Source organism: Pelodictyon clathratiforme (assembly GCF_982375515.1).
Window position 1 is genome coordinate 2,772,336 of record NZ_OZ455102.1, and the last position, 20,947, is coordinate 2,793,282.

The 20,947-nt window shown below is 48.2% G+C and carries 19 protein-coding genes and 1 tRNA gene; 8 read left to right on the top strand and 12 right to left on the bottom strand.

Annotated features, from left to right (window positions below):
- Positions 1–82: 82 nt before the first annotated feature.
- Positions 83–2,278 (bottom strand): photosystem I psaA/psaB family protein, encoded by a 2,196-nt coding sequence (locus tag AC56AD_RS13585; protein ID WP_012509324.1) that lies wholly within the window; start codon positions 2,276–2,278, stop codon positions 83–85.
- 415 nt (positions 2,279–2,693) lie between these two features.
- Here AC56AD_RS13585 and dapF point away from each other — a divergent pair, with 415 nt between their 5' ends.
- The 4 genes from dapF (at position 2,694) to AC56AD_RS13605 (ending at position 5,772) form a co-directional block, all read left to right on the top strand.
- Positions 2,694–3,500, top strand: a complete 807-nt coding sequence (dapF, locus tag AC56AD_RS13590) for a diaminopimelate epimerase (RefSeq protein ID WP_012509325.1) — start codon at positions 2,694–2,696, stop codon at positions 3,498–3,500.
- On the top strand, positions 3,487–3,636 hold the full coding sequence (locus AC56AD_RS13595; RefSeq protein WP_190274003.1) for a hypothetical protein: 150 nt from the start codon (positions 3,487–3,489) through the stop codon (positions 3,634–3,636). Before dapF ends, AC56AD_RS13595 begins: the two co-directional genes overlap by 14 nt.
- Before the next feature lie 418 nt (positions 3,637–4,054).
- Positions 4,055–4,771 (top strand): DUF6345 domain-containing protein, encoded by a 717-nt coding sequence (locus tag AC56AD_RS13600; RefSeq protein ID WP_012509326.1) that lies wholly within the window; start codon positions 4,055–4,057, stop codon positions 4,769–4,771.
- Positions 4,772–4,794: 23 nt separating this feature from the next.
- On the top strand, positions 4,795–5,772 hold the full coding sequence (locus tag AC56AD_RS13605) for a hypothetical protein (RefSeq protein ID WP_012509327.1): 978 nt from the start codon (positions 4,795–4,797) through the stop codon (positions 5,770–5,772).
- A 127-nt stretch (positions 5,773–5,899) separates the two neighbouring features.
- On the opposite strand, the gene AC56AD_RS13610 is transcribed toward AC56AD_RS13605, so the two are convergent.
- On the bottom strand, positions 5,900–6,202 hold the full coding sequence (locus AC56AD_RS13610) for a DUF202 domain-containing protein (RefSeq protein WP_012509328.1): 303 nt from the start codon (positions 6,200–6,202) through the stop codon (positions 5,900–5,902).
- A gap of 154 nt (positions 6,203–6,356) precedes the next feature.
- On the opposite strand from AC56AD_RS13610, the gene rd reads away from it, so the two are divergent.
- Complete coding sequence (gene rd, locus AC56AD_RS13615) at positions 6,357–6,515, top strand: rubredoxin (protein ID WP_012509329.1); 159 nt, start codon at positions 6,357–6,359, stop codon at positions 6,513–6,515.
- Positions 6,516–6,563: 48 nt separating this feature from the next.
- Here rd and mtgA read toward each other — a convergent pair whose 3' ends face one another.
- The 7 genes from mtgA to atpA form a co-directional block, all read right to left on the bottom strand.
- Positions 6,564–7,469 (bottom strand): monofunctional biosynthetic peptidoglycan transglycosylase, encoded by a 906-nt coding sequence (gene mtgA, locus AC56AD_RS13620; RefSeq protein ID WP_012509330.1) that lies wholly within the window; start codon positions 7,467–7,469, stop codon positions 6,564–6,566.
- Between the two features lie 78 nt (positions 7,470–7,547).
- Positions 7,548–7,620, bottom strand: a tRNA-Arg gene (locus AC56AD_RS13625).
- Between the two features lie 46 nt (positions 7,621–7,666).
- A complete protein-coding gene (gene mutL, locus AC56AD_RS13630) occupies positions 7,667–9,547 on the bottom strand; it encodes a DNA mismatch repair endonuclease MutL (RefSeq protein ID WP_012509331.1) in 1,881 nt (626 codons plus the stop codon).
- Positions 9,548–9,691: 144 nt separating this feature from the next.
- Positions 9,692–10,948: a competence/damage-inducible protein A gene (locus AC56AD_RS13635; RefSeq protein WP_012509332.1), complete on the bottom strand. Its 1,257-nt coding sequence runs from the start codon at positions 10,946–10,948 to the stop codon at positions 9,692–9,694.
- Positions 10,949–10,960: 12 nt separating this feature from the next.
- Entirely contained in the window at positions 10,961–13,420 is a 2,460-nt protein-coding gene (gene thrA / locus AC56AD_RS13640; RefSeq protein ID WP_041526913.1) for a bifunctional aspartate kinase/homoserine dehydrogenase I, read from the bottom strand.
- 177 nt (positions 13,421–13,597) lie between these two features.
- Positions 13,598–14,473: a F0F1 ATP synthase subunit gamma gene (locus tag AC56AD_RS13645; protein WP_012509334.1), complete on the bottom strand. Its 876-nt coding sequence runs from the start codon at positions 14,471–14,473 to the stop codon at positions 13,598–13,600.
- A gap of 48 nt (positions 14,474–14,521) precedes the next feature.
- Complete coding sequence (gene atpA / locus AC56AD_RS13650; RefSeq protein WP_012509335.1) at positions 14,522–16,102, bottom strand: F0F1 ATP synthase subunit alpha; 1,581 nt, start codon at positions 16,100–16,102, stop codon at positions 14,522–14,524.
- A gap of 221 nt (positions 16,103–16,323) precedes the next feature.
- On the opposite strand from atpA, the gene AC56AD_RS13655 reads away from it, so the two are divergent.
- The 3 genes from AC56AD_RS13655 to AC56AD_RS13665 are packed head-to-tail and all read left to right on the top strand — an operon-like array spanning position 16,324 to position 19,359.
- A complete protein-coding gene (locus AC56AD_RS13655) occupies positions 16,324–17,286 on the top strand; it encodes a homoserine kinase (protein ID WP_012509336.1) in 963 nt (320 codons plus the stop codon).
- A gap of 27 nt (positions 17,287–17,313) precedes the next feature.
- Positions 17,314–18,630 (top strand): threonine synthase, encoded by a 1,317-nt coding sequence (gene thrC, locus AC56AD_RS13660; protein ID WP_012509337.1) that lies wholly within the window; start codon positions 17,314–17,316, stop codon positions 18,628–18,630.
- An 18-nt stretch (positions 18,631–18,648) separates the two neighbouring features.
- A complete protein-coding gene (locus tag AC56AD_RS13665) occupies positions 18,649–19,359 on the top strand; it encodes a lysophospholipid acyltransferase family protein (protein ID WP_012509338.1) in 711 nt (236 codons plus the stop codon).
- On the opposite strand, the gene ribH is transcribed toward AC56AD_RS13665, so the two are convergent.
- The 3 genes from ribH to AC56AD_RS13680 all read right to left on the bottom strand — a co-directional run bounded on the left by ribH (position 19,356) and on the right by AC56AD_RS13680 (position 20,920).
- The gene (gene ribH, locus AC56AD_RS13670; RefSeq protein ID WP_012509339.1) at positions 19,356–19,823 is read right to left on the bottom strand and encodes a 6,7-dimethyl-8-ribityllumazine synthase; all 468 of its coding nucleotides are present in this window, start codon (positions 19,821–19,823) and stop codon (positions 19,356–19,358) included. The two genes, AC56AD_RS13665 and ribH, sit on opposite strands and share 4 nt — an antisense overlap.
- 24 nt (positions 19,824–19,847) lie before the next feature.
- Positions 19,848–20,483 (bottom strand): D-sedoheptulose 7-phosphate isomerase, encoded by a 636-nt coding sequence (gene gmhA / locus AC56AD_RS13675; protein WP_012509340.1) that lies wholly within the window; start codon positions 20,481–20,483, stop codon positions 19,848–19,850.
- Positions 20,484–20,605: 122 nt separating this feature from the next.
- Entirely contained in the window at positions 20,606–20,920 is a 315-nt protein-coding gene (locus AC56AD_RS13680) for a hypothetical protein (protein ID WP_223293930.1), read from the bottom strand.
- Between the last annotated feature and the right edge of the window lie 27 nt (positions 20,921–20,947).

Here is a 20,947-nt window from a genome sequence, read left to right on the forward strand (position 1 = left end):
TCTTTAATTACGTGATAAACTTTAAACGCAAAAAGATCATTGCCGGAGAGCCGTCAACGGCTCTCCGGCAATGATAACGAAATCAAGCAATCAGCTTCATCAGATAGTCAACAACCTGTGTCAGCATAACCTGACCTGATACCGACGCATCACCAACCTGTGGTGGCAAAGGAGAATCAGTCTGATAAAACCCGTTTCCGATGAAAAGGAAGACCAGCATGAATACACCGCTGAAGTAGAGGAATGTACCTGCCATCTTCGAATCGGAAATCGTCAGTACAGGGAAACGGAACGTAACATCCCTGTTGAGGAACTTCTTGCCAAGCCAGCGGATGGTTCTTGTCTGAATGTCAGCACCTTCAAGACGGGATCCACGATCTTCAAACCAGACAGCAAAGCTGATAAACCAGACAAGGTGGCCAATCATCAGAATGGTTGAAAGATGCGAGCTTGAGAAAATCGTCACCGTCTCTGTCCAGAAATAGTAGAAGATACCAGACGTATAGTGGTGCTGCAAACCAGCAACAGAATCCCATGCCTTTGCATCGGCAGCAGGAACACCATACATCATGGAAGCAATCCATGCACCATCGATATACCAGCAGACTGCAGAAAGACCCTTGATTCCCCAGAGCATGGCAAACCAGAGCTGATCCTGAATCGAGACACCGCAGGTACCACCATAAACAGGGCCGAGGCAAGGGAAGGAGTAGGAATTCTTCTTGAGTCCAAGATCATCCCAGAGTGGTGAGGTATGCGCAAAGAAAGCAATACGGACAAGAGCAATCAGAGAGAAAAGTGAACCGGCAACAATAACGTGAACCATAACCCAGTCATTGATACTCGGATCGGTGAACATCCACTGGAACATCGGAAGTGGTTTCAGCCAGTAGAATGACATCAGAATGTTCGTACCAAAAATATTCAGCTCACAGATGGTATTCCATACGATAACAGCATAGACGGAGAGCATGGTAGCAAAGCAGAGCGCCATGACTGAACCGAGAATCTTGACCTGGACTTCCTGATCACGTCCCTTGGTAATGAAAATGGACTTGATCTGGCTGTAAAGACCGTTAAGCTGAATTTTGAGGAGATACTGGCCACCATGATAAACACCTGCAAAAACATACAGAACACCACAGATGATATGGTTAAAGACAATAAGGTTGATCACTGTCCTTGCCATGCCAAACGAGGCGCCGTTCTTTGGAAGAATTGCAAATGCCTCAAAATCGGCAAACTCTTTTGAACCAGAGATAATGCGTCCACCTTCCTGGACAAAATTATAACTGACGCGGTTGAAAGGTTCACCGTAAAGATAAAAGACCAGTTTATCGAGTTCCTTGTAATAGGCAGCAAACGATGGCTGCTGGAACGCAACAAAAGCAATACAGCCAAGAGCAATATTGATATAGCCAATCGCTGTCAGGTGGACAGAGAAAGCGGCTTTCATATCGTCATTCAGGTGAGTGGCTGCATTCGGAGGGTTGTTCCACCAGTAAATACCCATGGCAAAGAAAATAACAGCGAAGACAAACGACATGAATGTCTCGGAGTAGATCGTCTGGAAATCAGGAATCGGTGCAAAACCGAGCACAAGCCACATGACGAGACCCCAGCCAAGAAAAAGCAGCGACATATAGATAGCATGTGGTCCAAGCGCATCCTTGTAACTCTTTGCACTTGTTCCGCTGAATACGACATCGCCGAACTTGCCAAGAAACCTGAAGTCACGGAAATTGCCGGTTCGTCCGGTAAAGGGGTTGGTAAGATTGTGTGTCCAGTGACGCCATCCTCCAAAAAGAAGAATTGAACCGGAAAGCACATGAAACAACGCCCATCCGAGAAGCTTCGTCGCCGCAAACTCAAGATCCTCTGTTTTCGTACTGTAAGTGTCAATACCAAGAGAGACCATTCTTGGCTTGATGGTCAGATAAAACCAGTTGTCATGAAAGCCTGGTGTTCCCCAGGGAAACACCTGAATGCCAGAGATGTAGTAGATCGCCATCAGAAAGCCGAGCACACCAAGCAAGGCAAGATGACCGCCCACTACCTGCTCGTCATCAACTTTGTCAGTATCAAAAATCTGATACCACTTCGTTGATCGGGTTTCCGTTCGCTGGAACAGAAATCTTCTCATTTTGGCAGCATCCTGCTCCTTGATAACAGAGGGGGCACCCGAGGCGCCGTTTCCCTTGGGAGAAGGAGCGTTCCCCTTGGGTGGTGGGACAGTGCCCTTTGGCTTTACTCCTACCGGATTCACTTGTTCAGCCATTGTATTCTCTCCTTTTTTTGGACATAATTCAGGTTGAAGAAACCGAAAAGAAAACTGTTGCGCTCTAACTTGATATACAATAAGGCGGTAGCACCTTGACTGTAAAATACTGCGCGTGAACCTGTAAGCTTATTCCGTGGATCAAAACACACTCCACACGACCACCAGGTTCAAAATCTATAAATAAACGGATAATAATCAGCTTGAATAAGAACAATTCTCCAAACAAATCACCTGAGGCATTAGGCAGCAAAATACGAAAAATTATTTAATAATAAATTATTTTACTTCTTGATTGATGCGCTATTGTTTGATTATACAGTATGAAAGCCCTTTTTTCAATCCCTGGTGTACGCCATCAGCCTGCTCCGGAAAGAGCGTTATTACTCATTCAATCACGAACACATTCACCCGTATGAAGATCACATTCACCAAACTCTCCGGAGCAGGCAATGACTTTATTGTTATCGACAACAGAGCGCTCGCCATCCATCTTACCCCTTTGCAGATCAATAAACTCTGCACCAGAAGAACAGGAATCGGAGCTGATGGGCTGATTCTCATTGAGCCATCAGCAACATTTTCCTTCAGCATGAAGTACCACAATGCAGACGGTTTCCTTGGCTCAATGTGCGGAAATGGCGGCCGGTGTGCCGTCTATTTCGCCTTCACCATCGGGATTCCGGCAGCTTCCGGCAACGCTTATACCTTTGAAGCCAACGGGAACCGTTACGATGCATGGGTGCTCGGAGAAGAAAACGTCAAACTGAAAATGCTTGCCCCACAAGGGTTCAAAGAGAATCTTGATCTTGAAGGAGAGCAATGCTTTGCCCTCAATACCGGATCACCTCATGCCATTATTTATATATCCGATCTTGACGCCGTCGATGTCAACAAAAAAGGAAGCGCCATCCGCCACAGAACCGACTTTTTCCCGGATGGAACCAACGTCAACTTTATCGAAATCACCTCCCCCAACTCTCTTGCTCTTCGTACCTTTGAGCGCGGCGTCGAAGAGGAGACCCTTGCCTGCGGAACAGGCGCAGTCGCCGCAGCACTGATGAGCCATAAACTCGGTAAAATCAGCTCGACCACCGTACAGGTAACGGTTAAAAGTGGTGACACTCTTGAAGTAGAGTTCAATGAGAGCATGGACGAGGTTTTCCTTAGCGGACCGGCAAAAATCATCTACGAAGGGAGCTTCACTATTGAGGGTTTCTGACCTGCTCTGCAATGGTGGCGGCGTCACCGTCTCCTGGTTCGAAATGGTACACCACAAGATGCAAAATCGTATGGCTGCATACCTTGTAGCCATACAACGTGTTGCCGAGGCCATGACACTGCGGGGGTGGTTCTGAACTATACATGCGATAGCGGTATTGTTCATCTCGGAAAAAATCGCAAAATGCACTTTGAAGGATAAGGTATTCGCCATCACTCTGAGTTCCCGCTCAAACCCCGCGCCCTCGCTGCGAGTGTGGGGGCAAAGAGCATGAAGAGCACGCCGAAAACCATCAGCCCGCCTTCCGCGCTGTAGAGCAAACCACCTTAAGCTACAAGGTGCATAGCCGCGTGGCAGCATACATCGTTGCCACAAAATGCCTCTTCGAGACCATAAAGCTACGGGGGATAAGTATACGCCAGGCGAATGCATCCAAAAATTTTACAAAATTATGAACTCTTAAGCGATACTTACCGTTCTAATACTCCTTTATTGTACATTTGGACAACTCTTGCTGAAACTGACTTACAATATCTAAATTTAAGGAGGTTTTGATGTTGACTTCTTTCAAAGTAAAACGTTTGTCGGGGATTATTGGAGCTCTGCTCTTTCTCTTGACAGTAGTTATGCCTTCACGCTCATTTGCCTGGGAAGAAGGAGGTTTTGTATGCCGGGAAGAGAGTGGCGCAGTAGACGAAACATGGAATTTTCTTAAACATTTTTCCTATGAACAATATTACTGGGCAGTACCGGAGGTGTTTACCTCGTCCGACAGTTACTATGTAGACAATATGGATACCGCATTTTTCAGCGGTCATGGAGGTAATTTTTCAATCACCACCCTGCGAAATTGCTGTGATCCTGTTAATTTTGCAAGTGGAGCAGTCTCTCTCGGTGACGTTGATCTCGAATTTTTAACCATTGACGCATGCAGTGTTGCACCTTCGCCAATTGAACGAGCCGATTGGGCCAGTGGCTGGTGGGGGGTATTTCACAGACTGCATCAATTGTTGAGTTTCCGCACAACCGGCTGGTATGATGGCAGAGTTGAAGACCAGTACGCTATCAACTTATTGTCCGGTCAGAAGTATATCGATGCCTGGTTCAATGCAGCCAACTCTGTTCGTTCAGGTGTATATCCCGGATATTGCGCCGTCATCTGGGCATACCCGCAGAGTGGACATCCTGGAACCTCCAATGATACCTATTTTTCCCAGGTATCCGATCCACCATCAAATTTGAATATCCTTGCTATTACCTATCAATACTAAAACCGAAACGGAGAGATTATACTATGAAAAATAATAATCAATTCGGATTTATTCTGAAATGGGTGGCCATAGGTTGTCTGATGGCTTGGAGCCGTTCTTCATACGCTGCCGAAGTAGTCATCAATGCAAAAATTGCACCACCGAAAGCTGGATGCACGGTCTACAAGATGGAAACTCCTCTCATGACGAAGGAACGTCTTGTAGATCGTTGTGCAAAGATCCTTGAAATATCGGGTTTTAAATCCTTTTCCCGAGAGATGATGAAACCTGTTGAAGACCGAATGGTCATATCGGGCCAAGAGATTGAAGTCAGTATGAATAATAATGGTACTGAATTTTTTTATTCCAATTTCCCTGCACTGAAGTTGACAGAAAAAACCGGACGACTCCTTCCGGATGAGCAAGCAATCAAACTCGCCCGTAATTATCTGATCAATACAGGCTTGATACCCCGTAATCAAAATGAGTTAAAAATCGATCATGTCGGCGGCATCATGCAGATGCTGAGCAATGCCAGAGTACCGGAGAAAAAAGCCGTTGTGGTCTATTTTAATCGCGAACTGGATGGTCTGAAAGTCAGAAATTTCGGTTCATCCATTACGGTGACTCTTGCTGAATCGGAAATACCTGTTGGTGTCCAATATCATTGGCGTGAAGTTGCATCACGTGAAAAGGTAGGCTCCCGGAGCCTTTTGGGTACTGAAAAGGTAATGAGTCTGATCCGCGAAGATGTCAATCGCGTCTTTGCAAAAGAGGCCAAAGTCATTATTGATAAAATTGAACTGGTACTTTATGACAACGGCGGCAACTATATTCAGCCTGCGTATTGTTATCAGGGCGTTCGCAAATCGGAAGGAAAGGGTTTTGCCGATATGCCTGTGCTGGGTTATGTCCCGGTCATGGAAAAAGCGTATGAACCAGTTACCCATCCAGCCTATTCGCCGTTAATGAAATCTCCGACCATCAGAATTGAAAAGCCTGTGCATGATCAGGATGAATGACGGCTCATCCCCCCATCCATCTTTTGGGTGGGGGGATTAAAGACTGCGCTGCAGGCTATACCTATCTGACGAAACAGTCCGGGTAATGACAAAACGAAAGATCACCTTCCTGACCACCATGAAAACGCTAACAAGTTACATCGTTGAGCTTCGGTAACTGTCTCCGGACAACAGTAATGGAGCGGTTTACGGTGCGGTACCGAAACATACCGAAAAAAGCGGTAATCACACCAAACGGTATGCATGCAACTCCTATAGCCTGAAACCACCCCTCCTGGGAAAAGTGCATCATGGAAACTCCTGCAATGACCAGTGAAACCCCTGAGCGCAGGTAGGCAAGGAGGGTTCTTTCATTTGCCAGGATTGTTCTGTCAATGGCCAGTTCATCCCTAAGAATCAATTCACAGTTATCAAATTTCGAATAGGGCATTTTTGTCTATACCTGGGTTATCATTTGCTTCTTTTTAAAAGGTGACGCGTGAACTTTTAACCGGTCATCTCGCTTTGTTACTTCCATCAAGACAACGTGTTGTGCGTAAAAAGCTATGTATTATAACTCTTTAACCTAAAACGGAAAATCATCAATGGAAAAATGGATCTGTATACCTTGTGGCTATGTCTATGATCCCGAAGTCGGCGATCCTGACGGTGGCGTAGAACCTGGAACAGCGTTCGAAGATATTCCCGATGACTGGGTATGCCCGGTCTGCGGTGTTGACAAATCATTGTTTGAAATGCAGTAAACCATTCTGGACGAGTAACGTACGGTGCGCTCCTGATGCCACAGAGCATCAGGGCGTGCTGTTGTTTCCGCTTTCTGCAGGCACTTCTGTCGTACTTTCTCCTTTCTCCGCTGGCTGAACTCCATCCCCTTCAGAAACCTTCCCGGTGGTACTGTCTGATGAAAGCGACTGATCCATCAGATTCTCCGGAATACCGATCACAACCGAATCAACAACTGCTGTGGTATCAGGCGTTAAGGCCATAACCTCCCTGTAGTCAGGCACAACAACTCCCCTCTTGCGCATGATGGCATAGATGATGCTTGAACGGTTACGAACATAGCGTGATGAACCTTTGGGAGAATAAAGAATAGGGTTCGGCAGTATTGCTGCAAGTCTTGACGCCTGTCGTGCTGTTAACCTGGCCGCACTGACACCATAATAGTGGCGGGCTGCCTGGCCGATACCGAAAATACCATCTCCCCATTCTGCAACATTGACATAAAGTTCAAGTATACGACGTTTGGAGAGCGTTTTTTCAAGTCGCCAGGTAAGGATGGCCTCCTTGATTTTGCGTATCGGATTTTTTGACGGAGAGAGGTAGAGGTTTTTGGCAAGCTGCTGGCTGATTGTGCTGCCACCCATCTTGAATTTCTTTGCGAGAATATTTTTTTCTATCGCTCTCTCAATCGCCTGATAATCAAACCCCTCATGCTGCCAGAACTTGTCATCCTCAGCAATCAGAACTGCCTTGACAAGATTCTGGGAAACATGATCAAGCGACACCCATTTCTGATCTATTTTTTTATCGATGAGCCCGTCGCGCCGCCACTCGGCTTCACGGCTCTCCATAAAAGCTGTTTTTGCTGGATTCTCATCTACCAGCCGTCCAACATCGGGAACAACAAAATAACGCGCTATATCGGCAACAAGGAGCAGCAACAGAATGGCTGAAAGAATCCTGACAAGCTTCATACTTTTGGCTGGACAGCGTTAACTTCGAGTAAAATATAAAGAGAAGAGACGTTACAATGGGTGGAGCTTGAAGAAAAGTGCCCTCGGGCAGACTCGAACCGCCGACCTACAGTTTAGGAAACTGTTGCTCTATCCACTGAGCTACAAGGGCATGGTGAAGAATTTAGCACTTTTAAACAAACTTGCAACAACCTCTCTTATTTTCTTCCGAACATCTTGTCGAGCTGGTCGAGTGAGAGCTTGATAATAACCGGTCTTCCGTGTGGACATGAGTAAGGCTCCCGGGTAGCAAACAGGTTGTCGATCAAGGAGCGCATCTCTTCAAGAGAGAGCTTCTGACCGGCCATGATTGCATTCCGACACGAGTAGGATTTGGCAAGGTTGTCACGTTTGTCGAGCTTGAGTTTTGAGGCATTATCCTGATATTCGGCAATCATATCCTGCAAAATCGTCACTTCGCTGCCCGGCTTTACATCCTGGGGAACTCCCTCAATCATGATGGTTTTGTTGCCAAAAAGCCTCAAATTAAACCCAAGCCGATAAAGATCCTCACGAATCTCTTCAAATATTTCATACTCCCATGGGCGAAACTCCACCTTCTGGGGAAAGAGCAACTGCTGGGAATTTGGAACGTTCTGGTTCATGACGTCTACGGCACGCTCATACAGTACCCGTTCATGCGCCACATGCTGATCGATAATCATCAGCCCGGTCTTGATCTGGCATATCAGGTACTTGTTATGCAGTTGCCAGATTTTTGGCTCCACCTCTTTCGGGTTTGGCACCACATCATCATCATAGAGAGGAGCAAGCAGAATGGATGAGAGCCCCTCATCCCCTTCCCGCAAACCGCTTCCCGCCAAAGCGTAGTCGGCACTTGAGTGGCGCGGAAACATTTCGCCCTGATGCGCTGAAGCAACTCGCGATATTGCTGGCTCATCAACGGCCCCTTCACGATAATTCCGGTAGAGGTCGCCCGTTGTGATGGAACGATGGGGGATATCCGGAAAAGAAAATTTTCGGAATGCCGAATTCTGCGGCTGAAGGGAAGAGAGCTGGTCACATTCTGTGCTCACCAGGTCAGGAGAGAAATCGTGTAACTGTATGGCCCGCTTGATAACCGGATAGAACATGTTGCGCACATTGCGCTCATCGTCAAAGCGGATTTCCATCTTTGCCGGATGCACATTTACATCAATGCGGGAGGGATCAATCGTAAGAAAAAGCAGCACAAAAGGGGTCTGCCGCTCAACAAGCAGATCACCGTATGCCTGCTGTACCGCCTGCGAGAGCATCCGGTTCTGGACAACCCGGCGATTGACAAAAAAATATTGATCAAGTTTCCGGCGTTTCTGCATGGCAGGCTTGCCAAGATATCCCTTGATGGAGAGGTAATCATTTTCCTCGGAAAGCTCAATCATACTGGCAGCAAAATCATCACCATAAAAAACATTGAGCCGTTCGAGAATATCCGGCCGTTTCACATGAAAAAGCTCCTCATCATCACTGTACATACGCCACTCGATTTCCGGGTATGCAAGCGCAAACGACTTGACGATCTCAAAAATATGGTTGTACTCGGTCGCGTTGGATTTCAGAAACTTCCGTCGGGCAGGAACATTATAAAAGAGATTTCTGACGCTGATGGTTGTCCCCTGCTCTCCCTGCACCCCCGACTCTTCAACGAGGACTCCTCCCTCGTAGCGGAGCCGCAAACCAAGCGTCGCTTTCGCCGTTCGGGTTTTGAGTTCGAAATGCGAAACAGAAGAGATACTGGCCAATGCCTCTCCCCTGAAACCAAGGCTTTGCAAAGAATCAAGATCATCGACCCCGGTAATTTTGCTTGTTGCAAATCGTTCAACACACAAAAGGGCATCTTCGCGCAACATTCCTGCACCATTGTCGACAATCCGGATCAGCTCTTTTCCGGCATCCTTGATGGCTACCGTTATCTTGTCGGCACCGGCATCAATAGCATTTTCAAGAAGTTCCTTGACAACTGAAGCAGGGCGTTGAACAACTTCACCGGCAGAAATTTTGTTCGCAACTATATCGGGTAATCTTGCAATTCTTGCCATACGCTATCAGGAGAACGATTTTCTTTGCACAAAAGGGCTGAAAAATTTTATCAGTGTTGCAAGTTATCGATAAAAGAACTCCCTTTTTATAAAAAAATGATAATACCTCTTGCCATCGGTAAACTCCAGTCAAGAGAGTCGTGGTTATCGCTGTCGCAAACATTCCCAAAGTTCACGGAGAACTGCTTCGCTGAATCGGAGTTTGTTGCGTTCTCGATCACCCTGCATAACAAGCGTTCTGGAGAGCAGAATACCCGAATGTTTTGTTGCCATGGCCAGACAGAGCGTGCCAACAGGTTTTTCAGGTGAGCCTCCCGAAGGACCGGCAATACCCGTTGTTGAAAGAGCAAAATCGGCCCCGCTTTTTTCAAGGCAGCCAATGGCCATTGCCCGGGCGACCTCTTCACTCACAGCCCCATACCTGTCGATGAGCTCCCCCGGTACTCCAAGACTCTTCTCTTTTGCCTGGTTGCTGTAGACCACAAATCCCTGAAGAAACCAGGCTGATGAACCCGGAACATCCGTCAACCGGCTTGCCACAAGACCTCCGGTGCAGGACTCAGCAACAGCGACCGTCAGCCCTCTGGTGGCAAGCATTGCGCCAATCGTCGCTTCAAGCGAGACCTCGCTGGTTGCATAGATAAACTTGCCGGTACTGTTGACAATGGCATCAACAACGCTGCGATTATCGCGCTCAACCTCTTCCTGCACATGACCGATCGTGCTTATCATAAGGGTAACGCCTGCAGCATGAGGCAAATAGGCGAGGGTCGTTCCCTCAGGCAGGGTATCTTCGATATCGACAATCATCCCGGCAAGCATTGACTCGCCAATACCAAGCGTTTTTATTGGTGTATGACGAATGACTGTATCAGAGAGTGCAGCAAACCAGGATAGAACCGTAAGCTCCATCATGGCTATCATTTCTGAAGGCACACCAGGCATCAGCACAAGATGGTGGTTCTGAAACTGCTCGCCGCACTCAATAATCATCCCGGCAGCCGTTCCCTTCGTATTCTCAATAACATGAGATCCTTCAATGACCATTGCCTGGTCACGAAGTGCATCCAACAGCTCCACTCCGCTCTGTTTTAGCCGCTCAGCAAGATTTGCAAAAGCCTCCTGACTCAGTTCAAGCCCTCTTCCAAGCATACGCTGGACAGCTTGTTTGGTACGGTCATCCCTTGTCGGCCCTAACCCTCCCGTAACAAGCACAATATCTGCCCTTTCAAGCGATTCGGACAATACTGCAATAATCTCCTCTTCACGGTCAGAGCAGGCAATAACCCTGCCAACCGGCACTCCTATACCACCAAGCGCTTCGGCCATAAAGGCTGCATTGGTATTGACCCTTTGGCCTTTAAGCAGTTCATCTCCAACAGAAACAATTTCTGCACGCATAGCATCTACTCCTCAAACAAGATAACTTGCAACCCGCAATATATCGGCAAAAACACCGCCGGCCGTAACCTCTCCTCCCGCACCGGGACCCCGAACAACAAGTGGAGTTGCCCGATATCGCTCCGTCGTATAAACTACCATATTTTCTGATCCGCTGAGGCCCGCAATCGGACTTGCAAGAGGAACCTTTTTTACACCGATAGTTGCTTTTCCATCCCTGATTTCACCAGCATAGGCAATCGTCATCTCCTCTCTGGCAGCATCTTCTATTAATTTGGCATACCATCCATCAACACCCGACAAACGGTCAAGAAACTCTGTAACCGACATCTCACCACGATACTCTTCGGGAACAAGACTCTCACAGACCACATCACTGTACTCCAGCGTAAAGCCGAGTTCACGACCCAGAATGAGAAACTTTCGGGCAAAATCAGCACCGGAAAGGTCATCACGTGGATCAGGTTCCGTATAACCGGCCACCTTGGCGCGACGAACAATCTCGCTGAAGCGGCCACCTTTGCGGAGTTCATTGAAAATAAAACTCAACGTACCGGAAAGAACGCCCTCAATACTGAAAATCTTGTCTCCGCTGTTTTTCAGATCATTCAGCGTATTGATGATTGGCAATCCAGCGCCTACATTGGTTTCATAAAGAAAACGGGCATTACTTCTCCGCTGGGCATCCCTTATCCTCCGATAAAGAGGCCAGGAACCTGCCATGCCAAGTTTGTTTGCTGTCACCACCGAAATATTGGCGAGAAGCAGATCGGGATACATCTCTGCAACCATCGCGCTCGCGGTACAATCAACAAAAATGGTGTTGTGCAGGTTTTTTTCCCTGATGAGCTGCAAATACCCCTCAATTCCCTGATACTCATCTCTCGGCAAGAGAGCTGATTCCCAATTCTGAAGGTCAATACCGTTATTATCAAAGAGAATCTGACGGGTATTTGCCATCCCGCAAACAACAACATCAAGGTCATTATCCTGCTGCAGGTTAAGACGATGGGCGCTGATCTGGCCAATCAGGCTTTTTGCAATCGTTCCTGTCCCCGCAATAAAGAGATGTACCTTGCGCTGCGAAAGAAAAAATGATTCATGGATACAGTTCAGCGCCTTATCCTCATCATGAGCATCAATGACAAGAGAGATATTCATCTCATTGGCCCCCTGGGCAACAGCAATGACGTTAATGCCATTTTTGCCAAGGGTTTCAAACAACTGCGCAGAGACTCCAGGATGACCGGACATATTGTTACCAACGACAGCGATCATGGCCAGATTTCGACGGGTCACAAGAGGATCGATCTGACGCGCTTCAATCTCCACGCGAAACACCTCCTCCAGTATTTTTTTTGCTTTTGCGGCCTGGGAAGGGGTGATGGCAAGAGTAATCGACTGCTCCGATGATGCTTGTGATATAAAGATAATATTGATCCGGTGACGTGCCAGACAAGTGAAAAGACGTGATGCTATACCCGGAACACCAACCATACCACTTCCCGACATGTTCAGCAGGACAACCTTGTTGATCGATGAGAGCCCTGTTACCGGCAGGGTACGGTTGAAATCTAAGGGAGTGACACCTTCAATTCGTGTACCTTTTGCTGCGGGATTGAAAGAATTTTTGATCAGTAAAGGAATGCCTGCTTTCATGGCAGGCTGAACGGCAAGAGGATGCAGAACTCTCGCTCCTGCATGAGAGAGTTCCATTGCCTCAGAATAACTGATATAGGGTAAAATCCGGGCATCCCGAACCCGTTTGGGATCTGCGCTGAAAAAGCCATCAACATCTGTCCAGATCCAGATTTCCAGGGCATCAAGTGCCGCACCAAGAATGGATGCCGTATAATCGGAACCACCCCGACCAAGCGTCGTCGAAGAACCATCCGGAGCCGCAGCAATAAATCCAGTCACAACAGGCACACCTTCTAAAGAGAGAAGACGTTTTCTGATCTGTTGTCCTGATGCATGAGTATCGACCCTTGCATCAGCATAATTCGTGTCGGTAACAATCAGCTCGCGTGCATCGAGATAGAACGCTGCAATATCGCGCTCCTGAAGATAGCTGCTGACCATCCGGGCAGAAAGACGTTCGCCGAAACCAAGCACAAAGGCAAGGCTTTTTTCAGAGAGCTCCCTGAGCAAAAAGACACCCTGCACGATGTCATTCAGCTCTGAAAGTTCAGCACGTATTGAGGCAGTAACATCGTCAAGGAGAGATCCGGAAAAAAGCTCGTCTGCAATGGAAATATGCAGATGATCAAGCTCATTGAGTGTGCTGCGATACCCACTGTCGCCGCTGCATGCCTGGGTGGCTGATTCAAACAGCAGATCAGTAACGCGATGAATGGCCGAAACCACAATAACGAGCTCATCCTGATGCAATGCACCAGCAATGATATCGGCAACTTTTTTAATCCGACTGGCTGACCCCAGTGAAGTACCTCCAAACTTGTATATCTTCATGTTCCCGCCCATGCCTTACTTGAAATATGAAAAGAGACTGAACAATCAATTATCAGCTTATAATATAAATCATTTCCCCATTGAGTTGCATAAGAGTGATGCCTGTTGCAGCAACGAGCAGACAAAAAAAAGCGCCCTCGCGGGCGCTTTACGTCATAAGCATCGGTAACCAATCGATCAGTTTGTCAAGGCATCTGCGCCGGAAACGATTTCACTCAGCTCCGTCGTGATTGCAGCCTGCCGTGCACGGTTGTAACTGATGTTGAGCGTCCGCATAAGCTCTTTTGCGTTTTCAGTTGCAGAATCCATCGCCGACATACGGGCCGCCTGTTCCGCGGCACTCGACTCAAGCATCATCCTCCATATCTGTGTATTGAGATGCTTGGGCACCAGCTCATCGATAATAGCCGAAGGTGAGGGCTCATAGATGTAATCACTGCTGCTCTCGGTACCAGGAATTTCAGGTGCGATAGGAAGAATCACCTCCTCCCGCAGATTCGGCGCAAGCACCGACTTGAATTCGTTGTATGCAACCAGCACCCTGTCAACCTCGCCACGCAGATACATCCCCGACGCGATATCAGCAATCTCTTTTGCCGTCGAGAAATCAAGATGCTGAAAAACAGCCGAATAACCCTTGACGATATTGTACTCACGTTTCCTGAAAAAATCAAATCCACGGGAACCGGCGCAGATCAGGCTGACTCCGCCTTTGCTGTGAATAGCCGGATAATCCTCATGAATGATTTTGCTCGCAAGCTTGATGGCATTGGTGTTAAATGCACCACACAAACCCCTGTCGGCCGTGACAAGAATCACCAGTACCTTGTTAACCTCTGAACGGCCCGAAAGCATGGGGTTGCGCGAGGTATCTACCTTTGCAGAGAGGGAACCAAGCATCTCCTTCAGTTTCTTGGCATAAGGCCGGGCCATGACTGCCCGCTCCTGGGCCCTTCTCAGCTTCGCAGCGGCCACCATCTTCATCGCCTTGGTGACCTGCTGTGTAGACTTTACCCCTTTGATTCGTACACGTATATCCTTTAATGTAGGCATGTATTACGGGACTGTTAATAAATTGCTTGAAAACAAATCGGCACTCTCTTACGCCTTGTTCTTTTCTTTGAAGACCGTCACAAACTTGACTGCGATATCCTTGAGTTTGGCAGCAGTATCAGCCTCCAGTGCACCACTCGAGGCAATTTTTGCAAGCAGGTCATTGTGCTTGATTTCAAGCAAACTGAGGAACTCCTCCTCAAACTTGCGGATAAAGCGCAAATCAACCGTGTCAAGCAATCCCTGGGTACCAAGGAAAATAATGGCTACCTGTTTTTCAACCGGCATCGGAATATACTGTCCCTGCTTGAGGATTTCAACCAGCCTTGCACCCCTGTCGAGCTGTGCCTTGGTGGTTTTATCAAGGTCGGAACCGAATTTCGAGAAGGCTTCAAGCTCGCGGAACTGTGCCAAATCAAGACGCAGGGTACCGGCAACCTTCTTCATAGCTTTGATCTGTGCGCTTCCGCCAACACGGGAAACCGAGATACCAACGTTGATTGCAGGTCTCTGGCCAGAGTTGAAAAGGTTCGATTCAAGGAAGATCTGACCGTCAGTGATCGAAATCACGTTAGTCGGAATATAGGCCGAAACGTCACCAGCCTGGGTTTCAATAACCGGCAGTGCGGTAAGACTTCCGCCGCCCTTGACCAGCGACTTGAGAGCATCAGGAAGATCGTTCATTTTCCTTGCAACCTCAATATCATCGGTAATTTTTGCAGCTCTTTCAAGCAGACGGGAGTGCAAGTAAAACACATCACCAGGATAAGCCTCACGTCCCGGCGGACGACGAAGAAGCAGGGAGACCTGACGATAGGCAACAGCCTGTTTGGAAAGATCATCATAGACAACAAGGGCATGACGACCCGTGTCGCGGAAATATTCACCAAGGGTAGCACCAGCAAACGGAGCAATAAACTGCAACGGCGCAGGATCGGATGCTGTAGCAGAAATAACGGTGGTATACTCCATCGCGTCATATTTCTCCAGAGTATTGACAACCTGTGCGACGGTAGAGCCCTTCAGTCCGATAGCAACATAAATACAAAAAACGCCCTTGCCTTTCTGATTGATAATGGTATCGATCGCTACAGCAGTCTTTCCGGTCTGACGGTCACCGATGATAAGTTCGCGCTGTCCACGGCCGATAGGAATCATCGAATCAATAGCCTTGAGACCGGTCTGCAATGGTTCATGAACTGATTTGCGGTAAATGACTCCGGGAGCCCGGCGTTCGAGAGGCAAACGGATCTGTGTGTCAATGGTGCCCTTACCATCAATTGGCTCACCGAGAGGATTGATGACACGGCCAAGCATGGCTTCACCGACCGGGATTGAGGCCAAAATACTGGTTCTTTTAACCGTATCACCCTCTTTCACCAGATTTGATTCACCAAACAATACAGCGCCGACATTGTCCTCTTCAAGGTTTAAAGCCATACCCATCACATTGTTGGGAAACTCAAGAAGTTCGCCTGCGGCAACCTTCGATAAACCATACACACGAGCAATACCGTCACCAACCTGCAGCACTGTTCCCACATCATACACTTCTGCTTCAGACTCAAAACCGGCAAGCTGCTTGCGAAGTATTGATGAAACCTCATCAGGCCTGACTGTTGTAGACATATCTTATTCCGCTTTGTTATTTGTTTAAGAAAAGAGAAAGATTCTGCTTACCTTCTTTTTAAGTCCAACTCGGGCTGTTTTCCATTCCAAAAGATAAAACCTAAATTTAATGAAAAGCTTTTAGTTATTCAAATTCTCTCTCTCATTTGAGTAGCTTCCTTTGAAATTGAATTTTAAATCCAACACCTACACCTACAGGAATTTTGCCCGAAGAAAACAGTATGAAAACGGTCAAGGGATTCGCTTCAGCAACTGTCGGAAATGTTGCCTGCGGCTTTGATGTATTGGGATTTGCCATCACCGAACCTGGTGATGAAGTAATTCTGACGCTTTCCGACAGAGCACACACCGACTCTCCGGTTTCCATTTCCGCCATCACTGGTGACGGTGGTGCACTTCCGCTTGATCCAAAAAAAAACACGTCAAGTTTTGTTGTCCTGAAATTTCTCGAATATATCCGCGCCCACAAGCAGATCGATTTTACCGGCCATATCTCCCTTGAGCTGAGAAAACACCTGCCACTGAGCAGCGGAATGGGCAGCAGTGCAGCAAGCGCAGCAGCAGCATTGATAGCGGCTAACGAACTGATGGGACTTCCCTGTTCAAAAATGGAGCTGGTGCACTTCGCCATTGAAGGAGAACGGGTTGCCTGCGGGTCAGCTCATGCCGACAACGCCGCGCCCGCAATTCTTGGCAATTTCGTTCTGATCCGGAGCTATACACCGCTTGATCTCATCACGATCCCATCACCCGAACACCTTTACTGCTCCCTGGTACATCCCCATACGGAACTGCGTACCGCTTATGCCCGTTCGGTACTGCCCCAGGAAATTTCACTTAAAACAGCGACCCAGCAATGGGGCAATGTCGGAGCTCTTGTTACCGGCTTGCTCACCTCCGACTATGACCTTATCGGGCGTTCTCTGGTTGACGTTATCGCTGAACCAAAACGCGCTCCGCTCATCCCCGGTTTTTTTGAAGTCAAGCAGGCTGCTCTTGACAGCGGCGCCCTCGGATGCAGTATTGCAGGCTCAGGCCCCTCTATTTTTGCCTTTTCTTCCTCCGAAAAAACCGCCCTTGCCGTCGGCAATGCCATGAAAGAGGCATTCCTGCACTCCAAAGCTCACCTTCAATCAGATATGTGGGTATCACCTATCTGTAAAGAAGGGGCAAGAATACTGTAACAGAACCAATAGAGAACAGCACGACTCATGATCTATTTCAGCACCAATAAATCATCAATACCCGTCTCCATTAAAAAGGCTACGCTTGAAGGGCTTGCTCCCGATGGTGGCCTCTATATCCCTGCTGAAATTCCCCGCTTTTCGCCAGAGGAGATAACACTTCTCGATGGGGCCAGTTTTAACAATATCGCTTTTGCCATTGCAAACAAGTTTATCGGAGGCGCTATCCCCCCCGACCAGCTTAGCGACATCATTGACAATTGCTATACCTTTGACACTCCGATTGTCCAGCTCGACCGAAATACCTTTGTTGAGGAGCTTTTCTGCGGACCAACACTTGCCTTCAAGGATTACGGTGCACGTTTTCTCGCCCGATTGACCGGCTATTTTGCTGCAGAAGAGCAGAAGCTTATTACCGTCCTTGTTGCAACATCTGGAGATACGGGAAGTGCAGTGGCATATGGATTTCAGGGCATTGCAAACACACGGGTCGTGCTGCTCTACCCTTCAGGAAAAGTGAGCCGCCTTCAGGAGCAGCAACTCACCACTGCAGGAGGCAATGTTCATGCGCTTGAAGTACAGGGCGATTTTGACGATTGCCAGCGAATGGTTAAACAGGCATTTGTTGATCCCGACCTGAATAAATCGCTGACACTCACCTCGGCCAACTCCATCAATATATCACGACTGATTCCCCAGTCATTCTATTATGCCTGGGCAACCCTGCAGCTCAAGGAACGGTACGACTGCCATGACCCTCTCTTTTCCGTCCCGAGCGGCAACTACGGAAACCTCACCGCAGGTGTGCTTGCAAAACGGATGGGCTTTCCCATAGGCCACTTTATTGCAGCATCAAACGCCAATGACAGCGTAACCCGCTATATCGATGAGGGACGCTACGACCCGCACCCGACCATCACAACCCTGTCGACGGCAATGGACGTCGGCAACCCGAGCAACTTTGCACGACTCAGATATTTCTACCATAACGACCACACATCCATGGGGCAGGATATCACGGGTATTGCCATTTCGGATGAAGAGACTGTTGCCGCAATCCGATCGGCCCATGAGCGCTTCGGCTATATCATGGATCCGCATACCGCCGTCGCGTTCCGTGCTCTTGAACGCTTCAGAAGCTCGGCAATCCATGGTGAAAAACCCGGCATCCTCCTCTCAACCGCTCATCCAGCAAAATTTCTTGAAGCAATAGAGAGTGCCCTGGGTAAAGAGATCGGTATCCCCTCGAATCTTCAGGAGCTGATGGGAAAAAAGAAATGTGCCACCTTGATCAGTTCAGAGTATAAAGAGCTTGCCTCTTTTCTCAACGGACTCGACCAGTAACCCTTTACTGAGTGCCGAATGAACATCAGAACGCTTCTATTCCTTTTTATCCTGATACCGATTATGTTTTTCGGGATACTCCTTGTCATGCTGATCAATCTTTTCGACCACTCTGGTAATGCCTTCCATAAAATAGCCGCCTGGTGGGGCCGATTCAGCGCAAGTCTATTCGGCATTTCAATAGAGGTAATCGGTCGGGAAAACTACAGCACGGAAGAGAACTACCTGGTGATAAGCAATCATGCCGGTATGGCCGATATTCCTCTGCTCCTCGGTACCATGAACCTCAACCTTCGGTTTCTGGCAAAAGAGGAGCTGGGAAAAATACCGCTGTTTGGCCGAGCACTCAGAGAGGCTGGCTATGTCATGATCAAGCGGGGACAAAACAGGGATGCTCTGAAAAGTCTGTTGGCGGCAACAAAGGTTCTAAAAAGTGGCCATTCCGTCCACATCTTCCCTGAAGGCACACGATCAGCAACCGGTGAACTTCTCCCCTTCAAACGCGGTGCGTTTCGTGTAGCCCAGGCAGGAGGGGCTCCTGTTCTGCCCGTCACCATCATCGGAAGCCATCTGATTACCCCCAAAAAAAGCCTTAAAATCAATAAAGGAAAGATCAGGGTCATCATCGACAAGCCCATTCAACCCTCATCGTTCGACAGTGTTGAAGAACTTATGGCCGCCTGCTCCGAAGCTATCACAGCCAACTTCAACCGATACCGCAACAACTAAATCTGGCGGTAAAGATTCACCATCTCAATAGCCGTCATGGCAGCATCAAAACCCTTGTTGCCCGCTTTGGTTCCTGCCCGCTCTATCGCCTGTTCAATGTTTTCCGTGGTCAAAACGCCAAACGCTATCGGAACCATGGTGTCAAGGGCAACCTGGGCAATCCCCTTGGTGGCCTCGGCAGCAAGAACATCAAAATGGGGAGTGGAACCCCTGATAATGACTCCGAGAGTAATAATCGCATCATACTTGCCACTGAGGGCTACCTTTTTGGCAACCATCGGCAGCTCAAAGGCACCAGGACAACGGTACATTGCAATACACTCCTCCGACCCGCCATGGCGGCAGATACAATCAATTGCACCTTCGACAAGCTTCTGCCCAATAAAATCATTAAAGCGTCCGACAACAAGCGCAAAGCGGATATCCTTTGCGTTTAATACACCCTCAATCTGTTTCACCTGCATGACAATCTTCTTTTTGAGTTAGTTCTATAAACGGCAATAGCCGAGCATACGCTCCACAAGATCAATAAGAACATGACCAATCGTAATATGGCACTCCTGTACCCGATCAGCAGAACCTGAATGAGGTACAATAAGCTCAAGATCCGCCAGCCCCTTCATCAAGCCGCCATTCCCCCCAAGCAAGGCAAGTGTCTTCATCCCCTGCTGCCGTGCAAAATCCAGCGCATTGATAACACTCTGGCTGTTCCCGCTGGTTGAAAGGCCAAGCAAAATATCCCCTTCCCTACCATAAGCCTCCACAAGACGGGCAAAAACCGCATCATAACCGAGATCATTGGCACCAGCCGTCAGGGCCGAAGTATCGGTGGAGAGCGCTATGGCCGGAAGCGCCGGTCGTTCCACACTGCTACGATAGCGGATAGTCAGCTCGGTTGCCAGATGCTGTGCATCCGCCGCACTGCCGCCATTACCACAAAGCAGCACCTTTCCGCCATCCTCAAAAGTACCGGCAATCATACGTGCCATGGCAACAATCACTGCGCTGTTTTGCCGCGCAACCCTCTCCTTGAGCTGTGCGCTGTAAAGCATGGTATCGAGAACAACCTCCTCATAACGGGTACGGTCGGTGAGCCCGTCAGAACAGCCACATCCCTTGATCATAACGACAATTTTTTAAACCTGTAACGAAGTAAAACAGGTCAATATACAGGAAAATGCAGAAAGCTGGTGGAACAGATTGCAACAACAGGGGGAATTGTTTGTACTTGAGGAGTCAACCCCCTCTACAAATTCACTGGCTTGTTCTGCTGAAAAAATGATTGCGGATCAACAATCGGCATCGGTATCTTTTCAAGGAAAGTACCCGCACCCTTGACCATCAATGCGCCTCTTGAGGTTGAAATTGCCAAAGAGATCACGGTAAAGAGAAGATCTTCCGGGAGATTGATATTGCCACCCTTGTCGGCAACCTGATCCAGCCCTTTAGCCAAAAAAAGCGACTCAGTCTCTGCTTTGGCATACGTTACGCCATCACTCTTCCGGTTCACCAGAATCATCAATCCAACAACAATCCTCTCTTTTGCCGTTCTTATCGCCATGGAAGTTTCAAAATTGAACGACTCGTT